This is a genomic window from Pseudarthrobacter leeuwenhoeki, from assembly GCF_055412885.1.
The window spans coordinates 210,583-227,992 of sequence record NZ_JBVAYY010000006.1 but is presented as its reverse complement, the minus strand read 5'-3'; the positions used below and the strand labels follow the sequence as shown (position 1 = coordinate 227,992).

The window sequence follows — 17,410 nt, the reverse complement described above, 5'->3', positions numbered from 1 at the left end:
CCGCCCCGTCCAGAACACGCGACGGATAATTCAACCGCCCCACCGCATTCTTCGACTTCGACACCACCCACACCCCACCATCATTCAACTCCACCTCAGTGGTCTTAAAACCCGGATAGATGATGGCGCCCGTAATGAGGACGGCGGAGGCAGCGGCAAGGCCGGTTCCAGCCATCAAACGTCGTCGGCGGTCAGTGAGAGGGCGTGCCGCACCCGGTCGGCGGGTTTTTGGCCGCAGGGCGTCCAGAAAGGTCTTCACGTGCGCGGTGTCCCCCAGAGTCACGGCATCCAGGCATGGGGCACGGGCCCCGGCTGGTGCCGGATAGCTTTGACTATCGCATATTAGCTATCGATTAGAGAAACCGCGGGATCACACCCGGCAGGAACGGTGTCGACGCAGCTGAGGGCGCCTAATCCAGGACCAGTCCGCGGCCGCTGCCGCGTTGCAGCTGCACCGGGTGGATTTCGCCGAAGCCCCGGACATCCTCCGCCGGCCGAGGGTGCAGGACGAACCGGTCGTCCTGTTCCAGCGCGGCCGCGGTCATGGAATCCACCAGCACCGTTCCCGGGTCCGCCAGCGCGGTGAGCCGCGCCGCCAGGTTCACCGTCGGACCATAGATGTCGCCCAGCCGGGAGAGGATCCGGCCCCACACCATGGCGACCCGGGCCTGCGGCAGGATCTCGTCGTCGGTGAAGGCCTGGCACAGGGCCAGGGAGATTTCGGCGCCGGCCGCGGGTGTCTCGGCGATGTACAGGACTTCGTCGCCGACCGTCTTCACCAGGCGCCCGCCGCCCACCGAGATGATCTCCGCGCACTTGTTCTCAAAGCGCTGCACCAGCTGCGCGAGGGTCTTTTCGTTCATCCGGCGGGACAGGCTCGTGTAGGAAACCAGGTCCGCGAATCCGACGGCCCGCGCCAGCGGCAGCGGGGCGTCATCCTCGTCGCCTTCGCGGCCTTCCTCGCTGGACGCCAGCCCGGCTTCGGCGCGCACGGCCAGGCGCTGGACGCCGGCGTTGAGCTGGCGGCGCCAGGAGTAGAGCAGCATTTCCTCGAGCGTGTCCACGAGGGACGGCAGTTCGCTGACCAGCCGCTTGCGGGCCACGGCGTCGGTGAGGCCCTGGTTCTGGACCATGTCCTCGACGAGGGCCTCGACCTGCCAGACCACCATGCGGTCGGTCATCTGGCCGATGGCGCGGGTCACGGAGATGGCGGCTTCCTCGGTGAGCTTGCCGGCGCGGACCAGGTCCACGATGGTGTTCAGCGCGGTCTGGTCGCGCTCGGTGAAGGCAACGTCCTCGTCACCGATGTTGGGGAAGCCCAGGGCCCGCCAGAGTTTCCGGGCGGAGAGCAGGGACAGTCCTGCGCCGGACGCGACTTCACGGCGCCGGAGCTTGCGTTCCCCGCCGAGCAGCCGCTGCTCGAGGGCTTTCAAGGCAAGGCGTTCGTCGGACATGGTTGCGGTGGGCGGCGTGGCGGCATCGGTCCCTGCGTCGCTTTCGGGTCCGGCGCCGGCCCCGGTATCGGGCTCGGCTTCCGCCTCGGACCCGGAGTCGGACGCGTCCGGGTCCACGGAGTCGGACGCGTCCGGGCCCACGGAGTCGGCGTCGTCGCGTTCAGCGGGTGCGTCACCGGCGTCGTCGGCGATGGAGTCGAGGACGGCTGCTTCGAGGCCGCCGGTCTCAACGAAAGCGTCCGAGACGTGCGACGGCTCCTCGGCCAGCAGTCCCGTTTCGCGGTGTACGTTCTCAGCGCTCATCTCTTCCTCCTTCTCTCGTCTTGTCGGGCCAGGCCCCGTAGGCGTCGTACGGGCTTCCCCCGGCCCCCGGAACCCCGCCCTGCGGCAGGTCATGGATGGCGTCGAGGATGAAGTTGCGAAATGTCGCCGCTTCCGGAACGTCGGGGACCAACGTGCTGTAGGGGTGCCCGGTATCCAAGGATATATTCCCGGACCGCACTACACGCTGGAACAACGACTGATGGATGACCACATTACGAATGGTGGCCAGGGAGACCTGCTGGTCCCGCCGCCGCAGCATGCCGTACCGGGCCACCAGCCGCTGGCTTGTCAGGATGTATTTGGTGGCCTGCCAGCTCATGACCCTCGGCAGGCAGTAGCCCACCAGCACCCAGGCCGCCAGGGTGATGCACGCCCCGATCAGCCACGGCGTCCACTCCCTGGTGGACTCCTTGATCAGCGGCGCCAGCCGGGCCGGCCCGCCCTTCAGAATCCAGGCGCTGGCATAGGCGGCCAGCGCCGGAACCAGGATAAACAGCAGCGCCGGGACAATCAGGGTCCTGGGCTGCGGCCGGGTCACCACAATGACTTGCTCGCCCGGGAAGAGCTCTTTACGCATAACCGCTTTCGTGACCCGTATTCTCGCCGGGACGTGTCCAGGGCCGCAGGTGCACCACATCGCCGGCCGTCACCACGTGCTCGTGTCCGCCGGAGTCCACCACCATGAGTGAGCCGTAGTCATCCAGACGTGTGGCGTGGCCAATGATTTCGTGGTCGCCGGGCAGCTGGGCGCGGACCTGTTTGCCCAGCGTCGTCAGCAGGTGCTCAACCCGCTTGTGCAGTGAGGGGCCGCCGGCCATCCCGGCGCCGGGATCGCCGTCGGCGTTGCAGAAGCTGCGGTAGAGCGTGGCGAACCGGGACAGGTAGCTCTTGAGCAGCTCGGTCCGGTCCACCGTGGCCGCGTGTTCCAGCAGGACGGACGTGGCCGTGGGCACCGGGAGTTCGGCCTCGGTGAGGGTGACGTTCAGCCCGGTCCCCAGCACGACCGGCGGCACGGCGCCGCCGGCCATCGGGCCCAGCTGGGCGAGGATGCCGGCAATCTTCCGGCCGCGCACCAGGACGTCGTTGGGCCACTTGAGTTCCGCCGGGATGCCGGCCGTTTCCAGCAGCGCCTCGCGCAGGGCCAGTGCCGCCAGCAGCGAGAGCCAGGAGTAGCTCTGGGTCGGCAGCGGGCGCCCCTCGGCGTTGACCGGGCGCAGCACCATCGAGACGGAGACGGAGCTGCTGGCCGGCGCTTCCCAGCGGCGGTCCAGCCGGCCGCGGGCGGCGCTCTGGTATTCGGCGGTGAGCACCGTGAGATCCGGATACGCGGCGGGATCCTCGGTGACACCGCGCAACAGGTCCGCGTTGGTGGAGCCGGTGGAGTCCACCACCGTGAGCCGCGGAATGCCGTTGGCGGAAAGGAATGCCTCATCACTGAGGGCATTCACATCAAGGGGCGGACGGTCCGGGGCTTCCTGCGCGGCTTCCATGCTTTGAATCCTACCGAGTTACGCCGCTGCCGGCTCCGGCACTGGCCCGATGGACGTCCCCACCTTTCAGTGCCACCAGCGGCGGGTTGGGCCGAAACGCCGCGGATTTCCGGCGTTGACCCCGCAATAGTGGGGAATTTCGGCGGTGCCGGCTGTTCACTGGACCATCTGAAGCCGCAGGAAACTCAGAGGAAGATGTCAGGAATCAGCTTCTCTTCCGGGGCGCCCAGGCTGTACGGGGTGAAGTCCGTGACGCCAGCGGCGGCGAGGACCTGCTCGTCGGTGTAGAAGTTCCCGCTCCAGCTGCCCGATTCCGGGATCGCGTTGCTGTTGGTCAGGACGGCGTGGGCCGCGTCCGCCATAATCTCGGCGCCTCGGGCGCCCTGGACGATCTTTTCGCCGCCCGGCATGTTGCGGATGGCGGCCGTGTTGATCAGGGTGCAGGGCCACAGCGAGTTCACGCTGATGCCGTCGACCTTCAGTTCCTCCGCGAGGCCCAGGGTGGTCAGGCTCATGCCGTACTTCGCCATGGTGTACGCCAGGTGCATGCCGGCCCATTTCGGGTCCAGGTTCAGCGGCGGGGAGAGCGTCAGGATCTGTCCGGCGTCGGATGCGCGCAGCGCGGGCAGGGCGAGCTTGGAGAGCAGGAAGGTGCCGCGGACGTTGATGTCGTGCATCAGGTCGTAGCGCTTCATGTCGACGTCGTCGGTTTTGGACAGGTCGATCGCGGAGGCGTTGTTGATGACGATGTCGATCCCGCCGAAGCGTTCGACGGCGGCGGCCACCGCACCGGCGACGTCGGCGTCGTTGCGCACATCCCCGACCAGCGGCAGGGCCTGGCCGCCGGCTTCCTCGATCTGTTCGGCGGCGGAGTAGACCGTGCCTTCCAGCTTGGCGTGCGGCTGGCCGGTCTTGGCCATCAGAACGATGTTGGCGCCGTCGCGCGCGGCGCGGGTCGCGATGGCCAGGCCGATGCCGCGGCTTCCCCCGGAGATGAGGATGGTGCGGCCTTGGAGGGAACCGGCGGCCTGGTAGGGCCCTGCGGCGGTGCCCGAAGCGTCGTTGCTCAAAGTCATGAGGACACTCTAACCGACACAAGTTACTGGTGAGTAACATTGACGCGCCGGGCCCATCCGGACAGCAGCCGCCCGCGCCCACGTGGTGGTTCCGGTGACAGCGGGGGCGAATCTTGTAGGTTTTCTACAGCGGCATGGGCCAATAGCGTCACTAGACTTGCCATCAAGGCCCGGCTTTTGTGGATACCAGCTAAAGCGCCACGCGGGACAGGGCCGTCGCACCACAGCACCGCCAGCACCTTACGATTCAGCAGAACATCAGCTACAGAGCCGGAGACACTTGATGAGCCACGATCTGACCACGACCGCGGGAAAGATTGCCGATTTCCGCGACCGCCAGGCCCGTGCTGAGCAGCCCTCCGGCCCGGAAGCGATCGAGAAGCAGCACGCCCGCGGCAAGAACACCGCCCGCGAGCGCATCGACCTGCTGCTGGACGCCGGCTCCTTCGTCGAGTTCGACGCACTCGCCGTGCACCGCTCCACCGCCTTCGGCATGGAGAAGAAGAAGCCGCTGGGCGACGGGCTGGTGTCCGGCTACGGCACCGTGGACGGCCGCCCCGTGGCCGTGTACAGCCAGGACTTTTCGGTCTACGGCGGTTCGCTGAGCCAGGTCAACGGCGAGAAAATTGTCAAGGTCCAGGAATTCGCGCTGCGCAACGGCTGCCCCGTGGTCGGCATCCTCGACGGCGGCGGCGCCCGCATCCAGGAAGGCGTCGCTTCGCTGGCGATGTTCGCGGACATCTTCCGCAACAACGTCCATGCCTCCGGCGTGGTCCCGCAGATCTCCCTCATCATGGGCCCCTCCGCCGGCGGCGCGGCCTACTCCCCGGCGCTCACCGACTATGTGGTCATGGTGGACAAGACATCGCACATGTTCATCACCGGCCCGGACGTGATCAAGACCGTCACGGGCGAAGACGTCGATATGGAAACCCTCGGCGGCGCCCGGCAGCACAACGCCAACACGGGCACCTCCACCTACCTCGCCTCCGACGAGGCCGACGCCATCGAGTTCGTCCGCGAACTCCTGGACTTCCTGCCCTCCAACAACCTCGCCGAAGCCCCCGTGCTGGAGCACACCCAGGAGCTGGAGCCCGACGACGACGACCTCGCCCTGGACGCGCTGATCCCGGACTCGGCGAACCAGCCGTACGACATGCGTAAGGTCATCGAACAGATCGTGGATGACGCGCATTTCCTGGAGATGCAGTCCCTCTACGCCCCGAACGTGATGATCGGCTACGGCCGGGTCGAGGGCCACACCGTGGGCATTGTGGCCAACCAGCCGATGCAGTTCGCCGGCACCCTGGACATCGCCGCTTCGGAGAAGGCCGCTCGCTTTGTCCGGCACTGCGACGCCTTCAACGTCCCCATCATCACGCTCGTGGACGTCCCGGGCTTCCTGCCGGGCAAGGACCAGGAGTTCCAGGGCATCATCCGCCGCGGCGCAAAGCTGCTCTACGCCTACGCCGAGGCCACCGTGCCGAAGCTGACGGTCATCACCCGCAAGGCCTACGGCGGGGCGTACATCGTGATGGGCTCCAAGAAGCTCGGCGCGGACCTCAACCTGGCCTGGCCCACCGCGCAGATCGGCGTGATGGGCGCCCAGGGTGCCGTCAACATCCTGTACCGCCGCGAACTCGCCGCCGTCGCGGCGGACGGCGGCGACGTCGAGGCCAAGCGCGCCGAGGTCATCCGGCAGTATGAGGAAGAGCTGCTCAACCCCTACCAGGCCGCCCAGCTCGGCTATGTGGACGCGGTCATTGCCCCGTCCGAAACCCGGGTGCAGATCATCAAGGGCCTGCGTGCCCTCCGGGACAAGCGCGCCAGCCTGCCGGCCAAGAAGCACGGGAACATCCCGCTGTGATGCCCACCCACCCCGTGGTTGAGCCTGGGGACACCCCACCGGCCGGGCAGCCGCTGTTCGCCGTCGTCAAGGGCGAGCCGACGCCGGAGGAGCTCGCGGCGCTGGCCGCCGTCGTGCTGTCCATGGGCAGCGGCGAACCGGCCGGGCAGCAGAAGCCGGGCGCCCGGCACTGGATCCGCCGGCAGCAGCTGCAGCTGGCACCGCGGCCGGGGCCCGGTTCCTGGAAGCGCAGCCGCGGCTAAGTGGTCCGGGCCGCCGGGCCCAAGTCCGCAGAAAAAGTGCAACAACCCTTTCATAACAGCCCCGGCCCGGCTAGTGTTTTTCGGGTGACTACCGAACCCACTGAAACCACTGCCGCCAACAACACGGTTCCCGCGCGCCCGCATACCGCCATCGATGCCGTCGCCGATGCGTTCACGGACACCCTGATCCGGCTTAATCCGAGTTTCGCCACCGAGCTCGGGATCCCCGGACACGAGACCGAATACCAGGACTTCTCCCCCGCCGGGCACGAGGAGTTCGCGGTGGCCGCGCGCGGGGCCCTGGCGGCGCTGGCCAACCTGGAGCCGGCGGACGACGTCGACGCCGTCACCCTGGATGCCATGCGCGAACGCCTGGGCCTGCAGCTGGAACTCCACGAATCCGGCTGGGATCTGGCCGAGCTGAACAACATCGCCTCCGCGCCGCAGGAAATCCGCGCGATCTTCGATCTGATGCCGACGGACACCGCGGCGCAGTGGGAGCACATCGCGGGCCGTGCACACAACGTCCCCGCCGCGCTGGACGGTTACGTCGTGTCGCTGCGCACCGCCCAGGCGGCCGGCAAAGTTGCCGCCGCGCGCCAGGTGAAGATTGTGATCGAACAGAGCACCAAGCATGCCGCGGAGGACGGCTTCTTCGCGAAGCTGGCCGCCAACGCCAAAACCGCGGAGGGCCCGCTGCCCGAGGACGTGCAGTCCAGGCTCGACGCCGGCGCTGCCTCCGCGCGCGTGGCCTACTCCCGGCTGGCCGGCTTCCTGGAGTCCGAACTGCTGCCCGTCGCGCCGGAGAAGGACGCCGTGGGCCGCGAGCGCTATGCACTGGCCTCCCGTGCGTTCCTTGGCGCCGCCGTGGACCTGGCGGAAACCTACGCTTGGGGCGTGCAGGAACTCGACCGCCTGATCGCTGAACAGGAGCGGGTGGCCGGGGAAATCCGCCCCGGCGCCACGATCGAGGAAGCCAAGGAAATCCTGGACAAGGACCCCGCCCGGCAGCTCAAGGGCACCGAGGCGCTCCGGGTGTGGATGCAGGAGCTCTCCGACAGGGCCGTGGCCGACCTTGCCGGTGTGCACTTCGACATCCCCGACGTCATGAAGACCCTGGAGTGCAAGATTGCCCCGACCGATGAGGGCGGCATCTACTACACCGGCCCCTCGGACGACTTCAGCCGCCCGGGCCGCATGTGGTGGTCCGTGCCGCCGGGCGAGGACACCTTCACCACCTGGGCCGAGACCACCACGGTCTTCCACGAGGGCGTCCCGGGCCACCACCTGCAGGTGGCGACCGCCACGTACCGCCGCGAGCTGCTCAACAAGTGGCGCCGGAATGTCTGCTGGACCTCCGGGCACGGCGAAGGCTGGGCACTCTACGCCGAGAAGCTGATGCAGGAACTGGGCTACCTCAAGGATCCCGGTGACCACATGGGCATGCTGGACATGCAGCGGATGCGGGCTGCCCGTGTGGTGTTCGACATCGGCGTACACCTGGAGCTGGAGGTGCCCGAACGGTGGGGCTCGGGCACCTGGACTCCGGACAAGGGGTACGGGTTCCTCAAGCAGAACCTTGCGATCAGCGAAGGCCAGCTGAATTTCGAGTTCACCCGCTACCTCGGCTGGCCGGGCCAGGCGCCGTCGTACAAGGTGGGCCAGCGGCTCTGGGAGCAGATCCGCGCCGAGCTCGAATCCCGCCCCGGCTTCGAACTGAAGGCCTTCCACACCAAGGCCCTCAACATCGGCTCGGTGGGCCTCGACACCCTCAAGCGCGCCCTGCTGGGATAGCACCGCCGATAAGCGCGCTGCGGGGATAGCAACGCCGAGGTGAGAGTTCGCGCCCATGATGGTCCAGCCCACGGGCGCGAACTCTCACCTCGGGCCCGTGTCCCGGCACCCTGCGAGACAATTGCCACACCGGGGGCTGGAATAACTTTACCAACGGGCAGTTTTCCGGCGTCTTCCCGCTGAGGCAGCGGCCGCGGCCAAAAAGGTGCCGCGTCATATTTCTCAACATCGGTTCGCCGTGCTAGGCGCCGCGGACCTAGCGTGATCCGGTGAGCACTCAGACAACCACCCCCGCACCCGCCGGAAAGACCGGCTTCCAGCTGCCCAGATGGGCCGGCTCGTTCGGCTTCCAGATCATCGCCGCCCTGATCGTGGGCCTGGGCCTTGGCCTGCTGGCCAAGTACACAGGCAGCACCAAGGCGAGCCCGAACGCCCTCGGTGCCACACTGCAGACCATCGGCTCGAGCTACGTCTCGCTGCTGCAGACCGCCGTCGTGCCCCTCATCTTCACCGCCGTCGTCAGCTCCATCTCCAACCTGCGCGCCGTCTCCAACGCCGCCCGGCTGGCCTGGAACACGCTGCTCTGGTTCGCCATCACCGCGCTGATCTCCGTGCTGATCGGCATCGGCCTGGGCGTGTTCCTGCAGCCCGGCGCCAACACCGGCATCACCCAGGAAGCCAAGTACGCCGGCAGGTCCGGTGACTGGTGGGCGTTCCTGACCGGGCTGTTCCCGAAGAACTTCCTGGGCCTCGGCGCCAGCACCACCGTCACCGATGGCGTCGCCACCACCGCGGTGAGCTTCAACGTCCTGCAGATCCTGGTGATCGCGATCGCCGTCGGCATCGCAGCACTCAAGGTGGGCAAGGCGGCCGAGCCGTTCCTGAACCTTAACGCCTCCGCTCTCGCCGTGATCCAGAAGGTCCTCTGGTGGATCATCCGGATCGCCCCGATCGGCACCGTCGGTCTGATCGGCAACGCTGTGGCGATCTACGGCTGGGACACCATCGGTTCCCTGGGCAAGTTCACCTTCGCCATCTACGTGGGCCTGGCCCTCGTGCTCTTCGTCGTCTACCCGGTCCTGGTCCGCGCCCATGGCCTGTCCATCAAGCAGTATTTCTCCGGCGTCTGGCCGGCCGTGCAGCTGGGCTTTGTCTCCCGTTCCTCGGTGGGCACCCTGCCGCTGACCCAGCGCGTGACCGAACGCAGCCTGGGTGTCCCCCGCGCCTACGCCTCCTTCGCCGTCCCGCTGGGCGCCACCACCAAGATGGACGGCTGCGCCGCGATCTACCCCGCCATCTCGGCAATCTTTGTGGCCCAGTTCTTCGGCATCCAGCTGGACTTCACCCAGTACCTGCTGATCGCCCTCGTCTCGGTCCTCGGCTCCGCCGCGACCGCCGGCACCACCGGCGCCGTCGTGATGCTGACCCTGACGCTCTCCACGCTGGGACTGCCGCTGGCCGGCGTCGGGCTGCTGCTGGCGATCGACCCGATCCTGGACATGGGCCGCACCGCGGTCAACGTGGCCGGGCAGGCCCTGATCCCCACGATCGTGGCCAAGCGCCAGGGCATCCTCGACGAGTCGCTGTATAACGCACCGCGCACCGGTGACCCGTTCACCGACGAAGTCGACAACACAGTCGACAACACAGCCGACAACACAGACGACGCCGGGGCCACCGCCGTCGACCCCTCCGCTGCCGCCGCTCCCGCGGCGTCGCCGGACGGGCGCGAGTTGTCCAGCGCCAGGGCGTAAGCGCCGCCGGCCCGGCTTTAACAGGAGAAGTCCCCGGGAGGTTCCCGGGGACTTCTCCTGTTAAAGCCGCATCAATGACGGCTGCGCGGCGGGCCTAGTGTCCTCGTCCGCCTCCGCCGATCACGCCCTTCTCGACGGCTTTGGCGACGGCGTCCGCCTCGGCCTGGGTCAGGGTGCCGTCGCTGACCGCCGCATCCAGCCTGGTCTTCAGCGCCCCGGAACGGCCAGCCTGGGCCGCGGTCCGCAGCTCCGCCAGGGCCGCGGTGACCTTGGATTCCTCAAGGCCCAACGACTCCGCCAGCGACTTCGCCAATGCCGCTTCCCTGATGGCGCGGTCCGGCCTGGTGCCCTCGGCCGGCGGGGTGGTCGGCCTGTTGGCTTCGCGGAAGGCCCGCAGGGCCTCGGTCACCTTGGCCTCATCAACGCCGAGCTTCGCGGCCAGCCCGGCAGCCTGGGCGGCGCCGCGCTCTCCGCCCCGGCCGTGTCCATGGCCGCCGCGCATGCCGTGACCGTCGGTGGTTCCGGGCGTTGCCTCTGCCGAGGCGCTGGGGCTGGGGGTGGGGCGCGGAGTAGTGGCTGCTGACGCCATCCCGGTCACTCCGAGGCCGGCGCCCAGAGCCAGTGCCCCCGCGGAGACGGCGAGCGTCATTCTCTTCATACGTGACATGTGCTGTCTCCTGGTCTGCAGCCGGGTGACGGCTGCGGTTGGTGGTTGTCTCTGCCAAGACGTGGTTCAAGTCTCCGCCGGACCCTTCTGCGGGAGCTGTTCGGAACCTTTCATCTTCCTGTGAAGGCTGGCAAAGGGGCCCCCGGGTCGACATGGGGCCGGGTTTCGGCAGCTTGTCCGGTCCGTGCGTCCCGGAGTGGGTAGGCTCAGGTCATGCTGATCGTGACCTCCAATGACATCCCCGGCCACCGGATCGACGCTGTTTTTGGCGAGGTGATGGGGCTTACCGTCCGCGCCCGGGATATCGGCAACCAAATGTTGGCCGGTTTCCGTTCAATCGGCGGCGGAGAGCTGCCCGAGATGACGCGCATGCTCTCCGAGAGCAGGCAGCAGGTCATGGCCAGGATGGTTACCGAGGCAGAGCAACGCGGGGCCAACGCCATCGTCGCCATGCGCTTTGACAATTCGCAGCTGGGGACCACCTGGACCGAGGTCTGCGCCTACGGCACGGCCGTGTTCGCGATTCCCATCCCCGCGGGCGAACCAGGCGCCACCGGACAGTCCGTTTACCTGGCGAAGCCCGACGCGGACAAAAACTTGCCCTGAGTGCAAACATGCACGTAGTGTAATTGCGTGCCCCCTTCCCCGCTCCCCAGCGCAGCCGCCCCGCCGGCGGCCCGTCCGCCCTCCGAGGGACCGTCGCGCCGCGAACTGAACAAAGCAGCCACACGCCAGGCCATTACGGCGGCCGCTCTGGCGCTGCTCCGGTCCAACGGGCCCGGCAACTTCACGGTCGAGGACATTGCCGACGCCGCCGGCATCTCCCGCCGTACCTTCTTCAACTACTTCGGCAGCACCGAAGCCGCCATTGCCGCCGTCACCTTCGGCTTCCTCGACACGGCGCTTCAGCAGTTCCGGCTGCGGCCGGTCGGGGAACCCTTCCTGGAATCGGCCCGCGCCTCCCTCGTGGAACTCGCAGATCCGATGACCGTAGCTCCGCTGGCCGAGCTGTACAGCCTTGGCCAGGCCCATCCGCAACTCAGCAGGTCCGAGCTGGAAGCCTGGGACCACTGCACCGCCCAGATCATTTCCGCGGCCCGCGAGCGCTTCAGTGCCGGCGGCGGCGTCGAACTCGACGAACTGTACCTCCGCGCCCTGGCCGGCTCCGTCATCTCCTGCGGCAAAGCCGCGATGGACGTGTGGTTCGCCCAATGCGGCGGATCCCTCACCCCGGAATCCCTCTCCACCCTCCGGCAACTCCTGATCGATTCCATGATCCTGCTGGGCTCCGGATTCGCCCGCGCCGGCACTGCCCCTTCAACCACCCCGGCCGGCAACTCCACCGCCACCCCTTCCCCAGATCGGCACTGACATGGCCCTAATGCTCTACCGCCTCGGCAAGTTCTCCTACCGCCACCGCTGGCTCGTCATCTCCGTGTGGCTCGCCGTTATGGTGGCCGTCGGTGGAGCAGCAGCCGCCTTCCACGGCACCCTGTCGAATAACTTCCAGATCCCCGGCACCGAAACCCAGCAAATGGCGGACAAACTCAAGAACGAGCTTCCCTCGTCCTCCGGCGGCTCCGCCAGTGTGGTGTTTGAAGCCAACGACGCCCAGTTCAGCCAGGCGGGCAAAGACGCCGTCACGGCCGCGCTGGCCAAGCTCGAAACCCTCCCGGACGTTCAGGGCACGGTTGACCCGTTCGCCACCCAGGCGCAGCTGGAGGCGGCCGTCACCGATCTCGCCGCCGGCAAGGAGCAGTCCGCTACCGGCAAGGCCAAGCTGGAGGCGGCCGCTGCCGAACTCGCCGCCGGAAAGGCCCAGCTGGACGCAGCCGAACAGCAGATGGCGGCCGCCGGCATGCCGGCCACCGCGATCGAGGCACGGCTCGGCCAGCAGAAGGCCGCCCTCACCGAAGGCCAGGCAAAGCTCGACGCCGGCACCAGGGAACTGGACGCCGGCGAGGCCAAGCTGGCCCTCGGCGCCCGCCAGCTGGAAGCCTCGCAGGGCCTCCGCTTCGTCTCCGAGGACGGCAAGGCCGCGATCGCCCGGGTCCAGTTCAAGACCTCCATCAACGGTCTCGAACCGGAGGTCCGCCAGGAAGTCCAGGACATCGTCAAGGAGGTGTCCGCCGCCAACGTCACCGCGCTGCCCAGCAAGGAAATCAGCGAGGACATCTCCGAGCTCTTCGGCACCGCCGAGATTATCGGCATCGCGGTTGCAGCCCTGGTCCTGATCATCATGCTCGGGACCCTGATCGCCGCCGGACTTCCGCTGCTGATGGCACTCGTCGGCGTCGCCGTCGGTGTGGGCGGCACGTTCGCCCTCAGCGGCGCCGTGGACATGAGCTCCATCTCCCCGATGCTGGCACTGATGCTCGGCCTCGCCGTCGGCATCGATTACTCCCTGTTCATCGTCAACCGGCACCGCGGCCAGCTGCTCTCCGGCATGGACCCCGAGGAGTCCGTGGCGCTGGCCACCGGAACGTCCGGCAACGCTGTGCTCTTCGCCGGCCTGACCGTCATCATCGCCCTCGCCGCCCTCGTGGTCCCGGGCCTTCCGTTCCTCGCCGTCATGGGCCTCTCGGCCGCCGCCACGGTGGCCGTCGCCGTCGTCGTGGCGCTGACGCTGACGCCGGCCGTACTCTCCCTGATCGGCCGGAAACTGATCTCCAGGCGCGCCTGGGCAAAAGCGGAGCAGCACAACGCCGCGCCCGGCCACGAAACCGAGGACCGCGCCAAGGACGAATACCGCAGCAGCCACGGCTGGGGCGGCATTGTCACCAACCACCCGTGGCTGGCCCTGCTGGCCGGAGTGGTCCTGCTCGGTGTCGTGGCCCTGCCCGCCAGCCAGCTCCGGCTCGCCCTGCCGGACGCCAGCTCCGAGCCGGTCGCCTCGCAGGCCTTCAAGGCCTACGACGTCACCAAACGGAGTTTCGGCGAGGGCATGACCGGCCCGATCATCGTGGTCGGCGACCTCCCCGGGGGACTGAGCGAAGCCGAGGCGCAGGCCACACAGTTCGACGTCGCGGACATCCTGCGCGAGACCGAAAATGTCACCGCCGCCGTGCCGCTGGCCCTGAGCGATGACCGCCGCACCGCGGTGTTCCAGGTCATCCCGAACGAGGGCCCGGCCAGCGCCAGCACCGTCCGGGTGGTCTCCGAACTCCGCGCCGAAAAGGGCCAGATCCAGGACACCACCGGCGTGAGCATCGGGCTCACCGGCCAGACCGCCGGCAACGTCGATGTGTCCACCAAGCTCGGTGACGCACTGCCTCCGTACCTGGCGATCGTGGTGGGCCTCTCGCTGATCCTGCTGCTGCTCGTGTTCCGCTCCATCTGGGTGCCGCTGCTGGCAACCGGCGGGTTCCTGCTCTCACTCGCCGCCGCCTTCGGAGCCGTCGTCGCTGTCTACCAGTGGGGCTGGCTCGGTCCCGTCTTCGGCGTCGAGAACCCGGGCGCCGTGCTGAGCTTCCTGCCGATCATCCTGATCGGTGTGCTGTTCGGCCTGGCCATGGACTACCAGGTGTTCATTGCGTCCGGCATGCGCGAGTCGTACATGCACGGCGAATCGGCCAAACACGCGGTCCGCTCGGGCTTCAGCCACGCAGCTGCCGTGGTCACCGCGGCCGCGATCATCATGGTCAGCGTGTTCTCGGGCTTCATTTTCTCGCACCTGAACATGGTCCGGCCGCTCGGCTTCGCCATGGCCTTCGGTGTGCTGATTGACGCCTTTGTGGTCCGGATGACGATCGTCCCGGCCGTGATGTACCTGCTGGGCGACAAGGCCTGGTGGCTGCCGCGCTGGCTGGACCGCATCCTGCCCGACGTGGACGTTGAAGGCGCCAAACTGCGTAAGCCCGCGGCTGGTGTCCCGGGTCCTGTTGCGGAAACCGCGGAGGCTGCCGCGCGGTAGCCGTCACCGGCCGCCCCCCACAGCAACGCGGGGTCACCTAGCGCCCATAATCCCCCGCCGGATGGGCCGGAGGTGACCCCGCGTTGCTTCTCTGCGGTGAACTAGGCTGGAGCGGTGACCCGCCTTATTCTTGCCTCCCAGTCCCCCGCCCGCACCAAGCTGCTCACCGACGCCGGCATCCGGCACGAGATCCTCGTTTCGGATGTCGACGAGGACGCCGTGCAGGCCCGCTACGGCGTCACCGACCCGCACGACACCGCCCTGCTGCTCGCCCGGGCCAAGGCCGAGGCCGTCGCTTCCCTGCCCGAAGCCGACGGCGCGCTGGTGATCGGCTGCGATTCGGTCTTCGAGTTCGACGGCGAGGCGCACGGCAAGCCGTACACGGCCGAGCTCGCCAAGGAGCGGATGCTCCGGATGAGCGGCAGCAAGGGCGTGCTGCACACCGGCCACTGGCTCGTCGACTGCCGCGACACCGAGGACTCCGATGGGTCCGGGGCGGCCGGCTCCGGTGCAACCCTCGGGCACGTCACGTCCGCCGAGGTGCACTTCATGGAGATGAGCGTTGAGGAAATCGACGCCTACATCGCCACCGGTGAGCCGCTGCAGTGCGCCGGCTCCTTCACGATCGACGGCTACGGCGGGGCTTTCATCCGCAAGGTCGACGGCGACCCGCACACCGTCGTCGGGCTGTCGATTTCCACCCTCCGCGGACTGCTGGGCCAGGCGCAGGTGGGCATCACGGAACTGTGGACCACCGGCGCCGCCGATCCCGCCCTGCTCCGGGCCGAGTGAGCTAATTCGCGGGACTTTGTAGCAACCCTACAAAGGTGGGGCGCTTTACCCGCGGAATCCGCAAGTAATATCGGCGGAACCCTCAAAACCGCGCTAGGCTCCCTGAAGGAAAGAAGGAGACGCCTTGTCAGCAAATTCGGAGCAGTCCGCAAATCCCGTGCAGCGATCAGCCCCAGAAGGCACCGCCGCAGTCACCCCTCCGCTGAGCAAGGTGCTGATCGCCAACCGTGGCGAAATCGCCGTGCGCATCATCCGTGCCGCACGCGATGAAGGCATCTCCTCCGTGGCGGTCTACGCGGACCCGGACCGCGACGCCCTGCACGTCAAGCTCGCTGACGAGGCCTACGCCCTGGGCGGCAACACCGCCGCCGAGTCCTACCTCGTGATGGACAAGCTCATCGAGGTGGCCCACCGCTCCGGCGCCGACGCCATCCACCCCGGCTACGGCTTCCTGGCCGAGAACGCCGAGTTCGCCGCCAGGGTGATCGACGCTGGCATCACCTGGATCGGTCCCTCGCCCGCCGCGATCTCCGCCTTGGGCGACAAGGTCCAGGCCCGCCACATCGCCGAGAAGGTCGGCGCACCGCAGGTACCCGGCACCGCCGACCCGGTGGAATCCGCCGAGGAAATCCTGGACTTCGTGGACAAGTTCGGCCTGCCGGTCGCCATCAAGGCAGCCTTCGGCGGCGGCGGACGCGGCATCAAGGTGGCCCGCACCCGCGAGGAAATCCCCGAACTGTTCGAATCCGCCGTGCGTGAAGCCGTCGCCGCCTTCGGCCGCGGCGAGTGCTTCATCGAGCGGTTCCTGGACGCCCCGCGCCACGTCGAGACCCAGTGCCTCGCCGACGCCTACGGCAACGTCGTGGTCGTCTCCACCCGCGACTGCTCGCTGCAGCGCCGCAACCAGAAGCTCGTCGAAGAAGCACCCGCCCCGTTCCTCACCGAGGAGCAGAACCGCCGGCTCTACGAATCCTCCAAAGCCATCCTCAAGGAAGCCGGCTACCTCGGCGCCGGTACCTGCGAGTTCCTCGTGGGCCAGGACGGCACCATCTCCTTCCTCGAGGTCAACACCCGTCTCCAGGTGGAGCACTGCGTCTCCGAGGAAGTCACCGGAATCGACCTCGTCCGCGAGCAGTTCAGGCTGGCCCGCGGCGAAGAACTCGGCTACGGGGACCCGGAAGTCCGCGGCCACTCGATCGAATTCCGCATCACCGGCGAGGACCCGGGCCGGAACTTTATGCCCGCCCCGGGCACCATCACCCGGCTGTTGAACCCCACCGGCCCCGGCGTCCGGATCGACTCCGGCGTGGAGCAGGGCGACGTCATCAGCGGCAACTTCGACTCGATGCTCTCCAAGCTGATCGTCACCGGCGCCACCCGCGCCCAGGCCCTGCAGCGCGCCCGCCGCGCCCTCGAGGAGATGGTGGTGGAGGGCCTCCCCACCGTCATCCCGTTCGACCTCGCTGTCGTCACCAACCCCGATTTTGCCCCCGCCGAGGGCCCGTTCAAGGTCCACACCCGCTGGATCGAGACGGTTTTCGTCAACGACATCCCCGCCTGGACGCCGACCGGCACCGAAGCTGAAACGCCCGACGCCGGCGAACGCCAGCGCGTCGTCGTCGAGGTCGGCGGCAAGCGCCTTGAGGTCGTCCTCCCGGCATCGTTGGGCACCGGAGGCGGCGCGGGCGCCGTCAAGCCGGCCAAGGCCAAGAAGCGGTCCCGCGGCGGCGCCGCCGCGGCGGCCAGCGGCAATGCCCTGACCTCACCGATGCAGGGCACCATCGTGAAGGTGGCCGTCGTCGAGGGTGCCTTCGTTGCCGAAGGCGACCTTGTGGTGGTGCTTGAGGCGATGAAGATGGAGCAGCCCCTCACCGCGCACCGGGCCGGAATCGTGATCGGACTGTCCGCTTCGGCCGGTGAGACCGTCTCCGCAGGTGCCATCATCGCGCTGATCGAGGACGAGGCCGCCGAATAACTGCTCAAGCGGCGGGACACAGGCGCGCCTCTGGCGCCACCGTGTCCTGCCCGTGCAGACTT

15 protein-coding genes are annotated in these 17,410 nt (G+C 68.1%); 9 read left to right on the top strand and 6 right to left on the bottom strand.

Features of this window, described 5'->3' with window-relative positions; translation table 11 throughout:
- The 5 genes from ACZYX4_RS07300 to ACZYX4_RS07280 form a co-directional block, all read right to left on the bottom strand.
- The coding region (locus ACZYX4_RS07300; RefSeq protein ID WP_463874832.1) for a hypothetical protein at positions 1 to 238 on the bottom strand (238 nt) is incomplete at its 3' end.
- A 172-nt stretch (positions 239 to 410) separates the two neighbouring features.
- A complete protein-coding gene (locus ACZYX4_RS07295; protein ID WP_463874817.1) occupies positions 411 to 1,757 on the bottom strand; it encodes an adenylate/guanylate cyclase domain-containing protein in 1,347 nt (448 codons plus the stop codon).
- A complete protein-coding gene (locus tag ACZYX4_RS07290) occupies positions 1,747 to 2,355 on the bottom strand; it encodes a PH domain-containing protein (protein WP_463874816.1) in 609 nt (202 codons plus the stop codon). Before ACZYX4_RS07290 ends, ACZYX4_RS07295 begins: the two co-directional genes overlap by 11 nt.
- Positions 2,348 to 3,268, bottom strand: coding sequence for a biotin--[acetyl-CoA-carboxylase] ligase (locus ACZYX4_RS07285; RefSeq protein WP_463874815.1), 921 nt, complete (start codon positions 3,266 to 3,268; stop codon positions 2,348 to 2,350). Before ACZYX4_RS07285 ends, ACZYX4_RS07290 begins: the two co-directional genes overlap by 8 nt.
- A gap of 185 nt (positions 3,269 to 3,453) precedes the next feature.
- On the bottom strand, positions 3,454 to 4,344 hold the full coding sequence (locus tag ACZYX4_RS07280; protein ID WP_463874814.1) for an SDR family oxidoreductase: 891 nt from the start codon (positions 4,342 to 4,344) through the stop codon (positions 3,454 to 3,456).
- Positions 4,345 to 4,627: 283 nt separating this feature from the next.
- Between ACZYX4_RS07280 and ACZYX4_RS07275 the strand changes: the two genes are divergently transcribed.
- The 4 genes from ACZYX4_RS07275 (at position 4,628) to ACZYX4_RS07260 (ending at position 10,001) form a co-directional block, all read left to right on the top strand.
- Positions 4,628 to 6,211, top strand: coding sequence for an acyl-CoA carboxylase subunit beta (locus ACZYX4_RS07275; RefSeq protein WP_463874813.1), 1,584 nt, complete (start codon positions 4,628 to 4,630; stop codon positions 6,209 to 6,211).
- Entirely contained in the window at positions 6,211 to 6,453 is a 243-nt protein-coding gene (locus ACZYX4_RS07270; RefSeq protein WP_463874812.1) for an acyl-CoA carboxylase subunit epsilon, read from the top strand. The genes ACZYX4_RS07275 and ACZYX4_RS07270 overlap by 1 nt, the downstream gene beginning before the upstream one ends.
- 84 nt (positions 6,454 to 6,537) lie before the next feature.
- Positions 6,538 to 8,247 carry a DUF885 domain-containing protein gene (locus ACZYX4_RS07265; RefSeq protein ID WP_463874810.1) on the top strand — a complete coding sequence of 570 codons (1,710 nt, stop codon included), beginning with the start codon at positions 6,538 to 6,540 and terminating at the stop codon, positions 8,245 to 8,247.
- A 269-nt stretch (positions 8,248 to 8,516) separates the two neighbouring features.
- Positions 8,517 to 10,001, top strand: a complete 1,485-nt coding sequence (locus tag ACZYX4_RS07260; protein WP_463874809.1) for a dicarboxylate/amino acid:cation symporter — start codon at positions 8,517 to 8,519, stop codon at positions 9,999 to 10,001.
- A 94-nt stretch (positions 10,002 to 10,095) separates the two neighbouring features.
- Here the strand turns inward: ACZYX4_RS07260 and ACZYX4_RS07255 are convergent, their stop codons facing one another.
- A complete protein-coding gene (locus tag ACZYX4_RS07255) occupies positions 10,096 to 10,668 on the bottom strand; it encodes a hypothetical protein (RefSeq protein ID WP_463874808.1) in 573 nt (190 codons plus the stop codon).
- A gap of 213 nt (positions 10,669 to 10,881) precedes the next feature.
- On the opposite strand from ACZYX4_RS07255, the gene ACZYX4_RS07250 reads away from it, so the two are divergent.
- From ACZYX4_RS07250 to ACZYX4_RS07230, 5 genes are all read left to right on the top strand, one after another.
- Positions 10,882 to 11,274: a YbjQ family protein gene (locus ACZYX4_RS07250; protein WP_463874807.1), complete on the top strand. Its 393-nt coding sequence runs from the start codon at positions 10,882 to 10,884 to the stop codon at positions 11,272 to 11,274.
- 27 nt (positions 11,275 to 11,301) lie between these two features.
- Positions 11,302 to 12,039 (top strand): TetR/AcrR family transcriptional regulator, encoded by a 738-nt coding sequence (locus ACZYX4_RS07245; RefSeq protein ID WP_463874806.1) that lies wholly within the window; start codon positions 11,302 to 11,304, stop codon positions 12,037 to 12,039.
- Position 12,040: 1 nt separating this feature from the next.
- Entirely contained in the window at positions 12,041 to 14,581 is a 2,541-nt protein-coding gene (locus tag ACZYX4_RS07240; RefSeq protein ID WP_463874805.1) for an MMPL family transporter, read from the top strand.
- 114 nt (positions 14,582 to 14,695) lie between these two features.
- Positions 14,696 to 15,373: a Maf family protein gene (locus tag ACZYX4_RS07235; protein WP_463874804.1), complete on the top strand. Its 678-nt coding sequence runs from the start codon at positions 14,696 to 14,698 to the stop codon at positions 15,371 to 15,373.
- Positions 15,374 to 15,497: 124 nt separating this feature from the next.
- Complete coding sequence (locus ACZYX4_RS07230) at positions 15,498 to 17,348, top strand: acetyl/propionyl/methylcrotonyl-CoA carboxylase subunit alpha (protein WP_463874803.1); 1,851 nt, start codon at positions 15,498 to 15,500, stop codon at positions 17,346 to 17,348.
- The last annotated feature ends 62 nt before the right edge of the window (positions 17,349 to 17,410 follow it).

Coding starts and splice junctions, on each gene's coding strand:
- ACZYX4_RS07295 (WP_463874817.1), bottom strand. CDS start 1,757: ATGAGCGCTGAGAACGTACACCGCGAAACGGGACTGCTGGCCGAGGAG.
- ACZYX4_RS07290 (WP_463874816.1), bottom strand. CDS start 2,355: ATGCGTAAAGAGCTCTTCCCGGGCGAGCAAGTCATTGTGGTGACCCGG.
- ACZYX4_RS07285 (WP_463874815.1), bottom strand. CDS start 3,268: ATGGAAGCCGCGCAGGAAGCCCCGGACCGTCCGCCCCTTGATGTGAAT.
- ACZYX4_RS07280 (WP_463874814.1), bottom strand. CDS start 4,344: ATGACTTTGAGCAACGACGCTTCGGGCACCGCCGCAGGGCCCTACCAG.
- ACZYX4_RS07275 (WP_463874813.1), top strand. CDS start 4,628: ATGAGCCACGATCTGACCACGACCGCGGGAAAGATTGCCGATTTCCGC.
- ACZYX4_RS07270 (WP_463874812.1), top strand. CDS start 6,211: ATGCCCACCCACCCCGTGGTTGAGCCTGGGGACACCCCACCGGCCGGG.
- ACZYX4_RS07255 (WP_463874808.1), bottom strand. CDS start 10,668: ATGTCACGTATGAAGAGAATGACGCTCGCCGTCTCCGCGGGGGCACTG.
- ACZYX4_RS07250 (WP_463874807.1), top strand. CDS start 10,882: ATGCTGATCGTGACCTCCAATGACATCCCCGGCCACCGGATCGACGCT.
- ACZYX4_RS07240 (WP_463874805.1), top strand. CDS start 12,041: ATGGCCCTAATGCTCTACCGCCTCGGCAAGTTCTCCTACCGCCACCGC.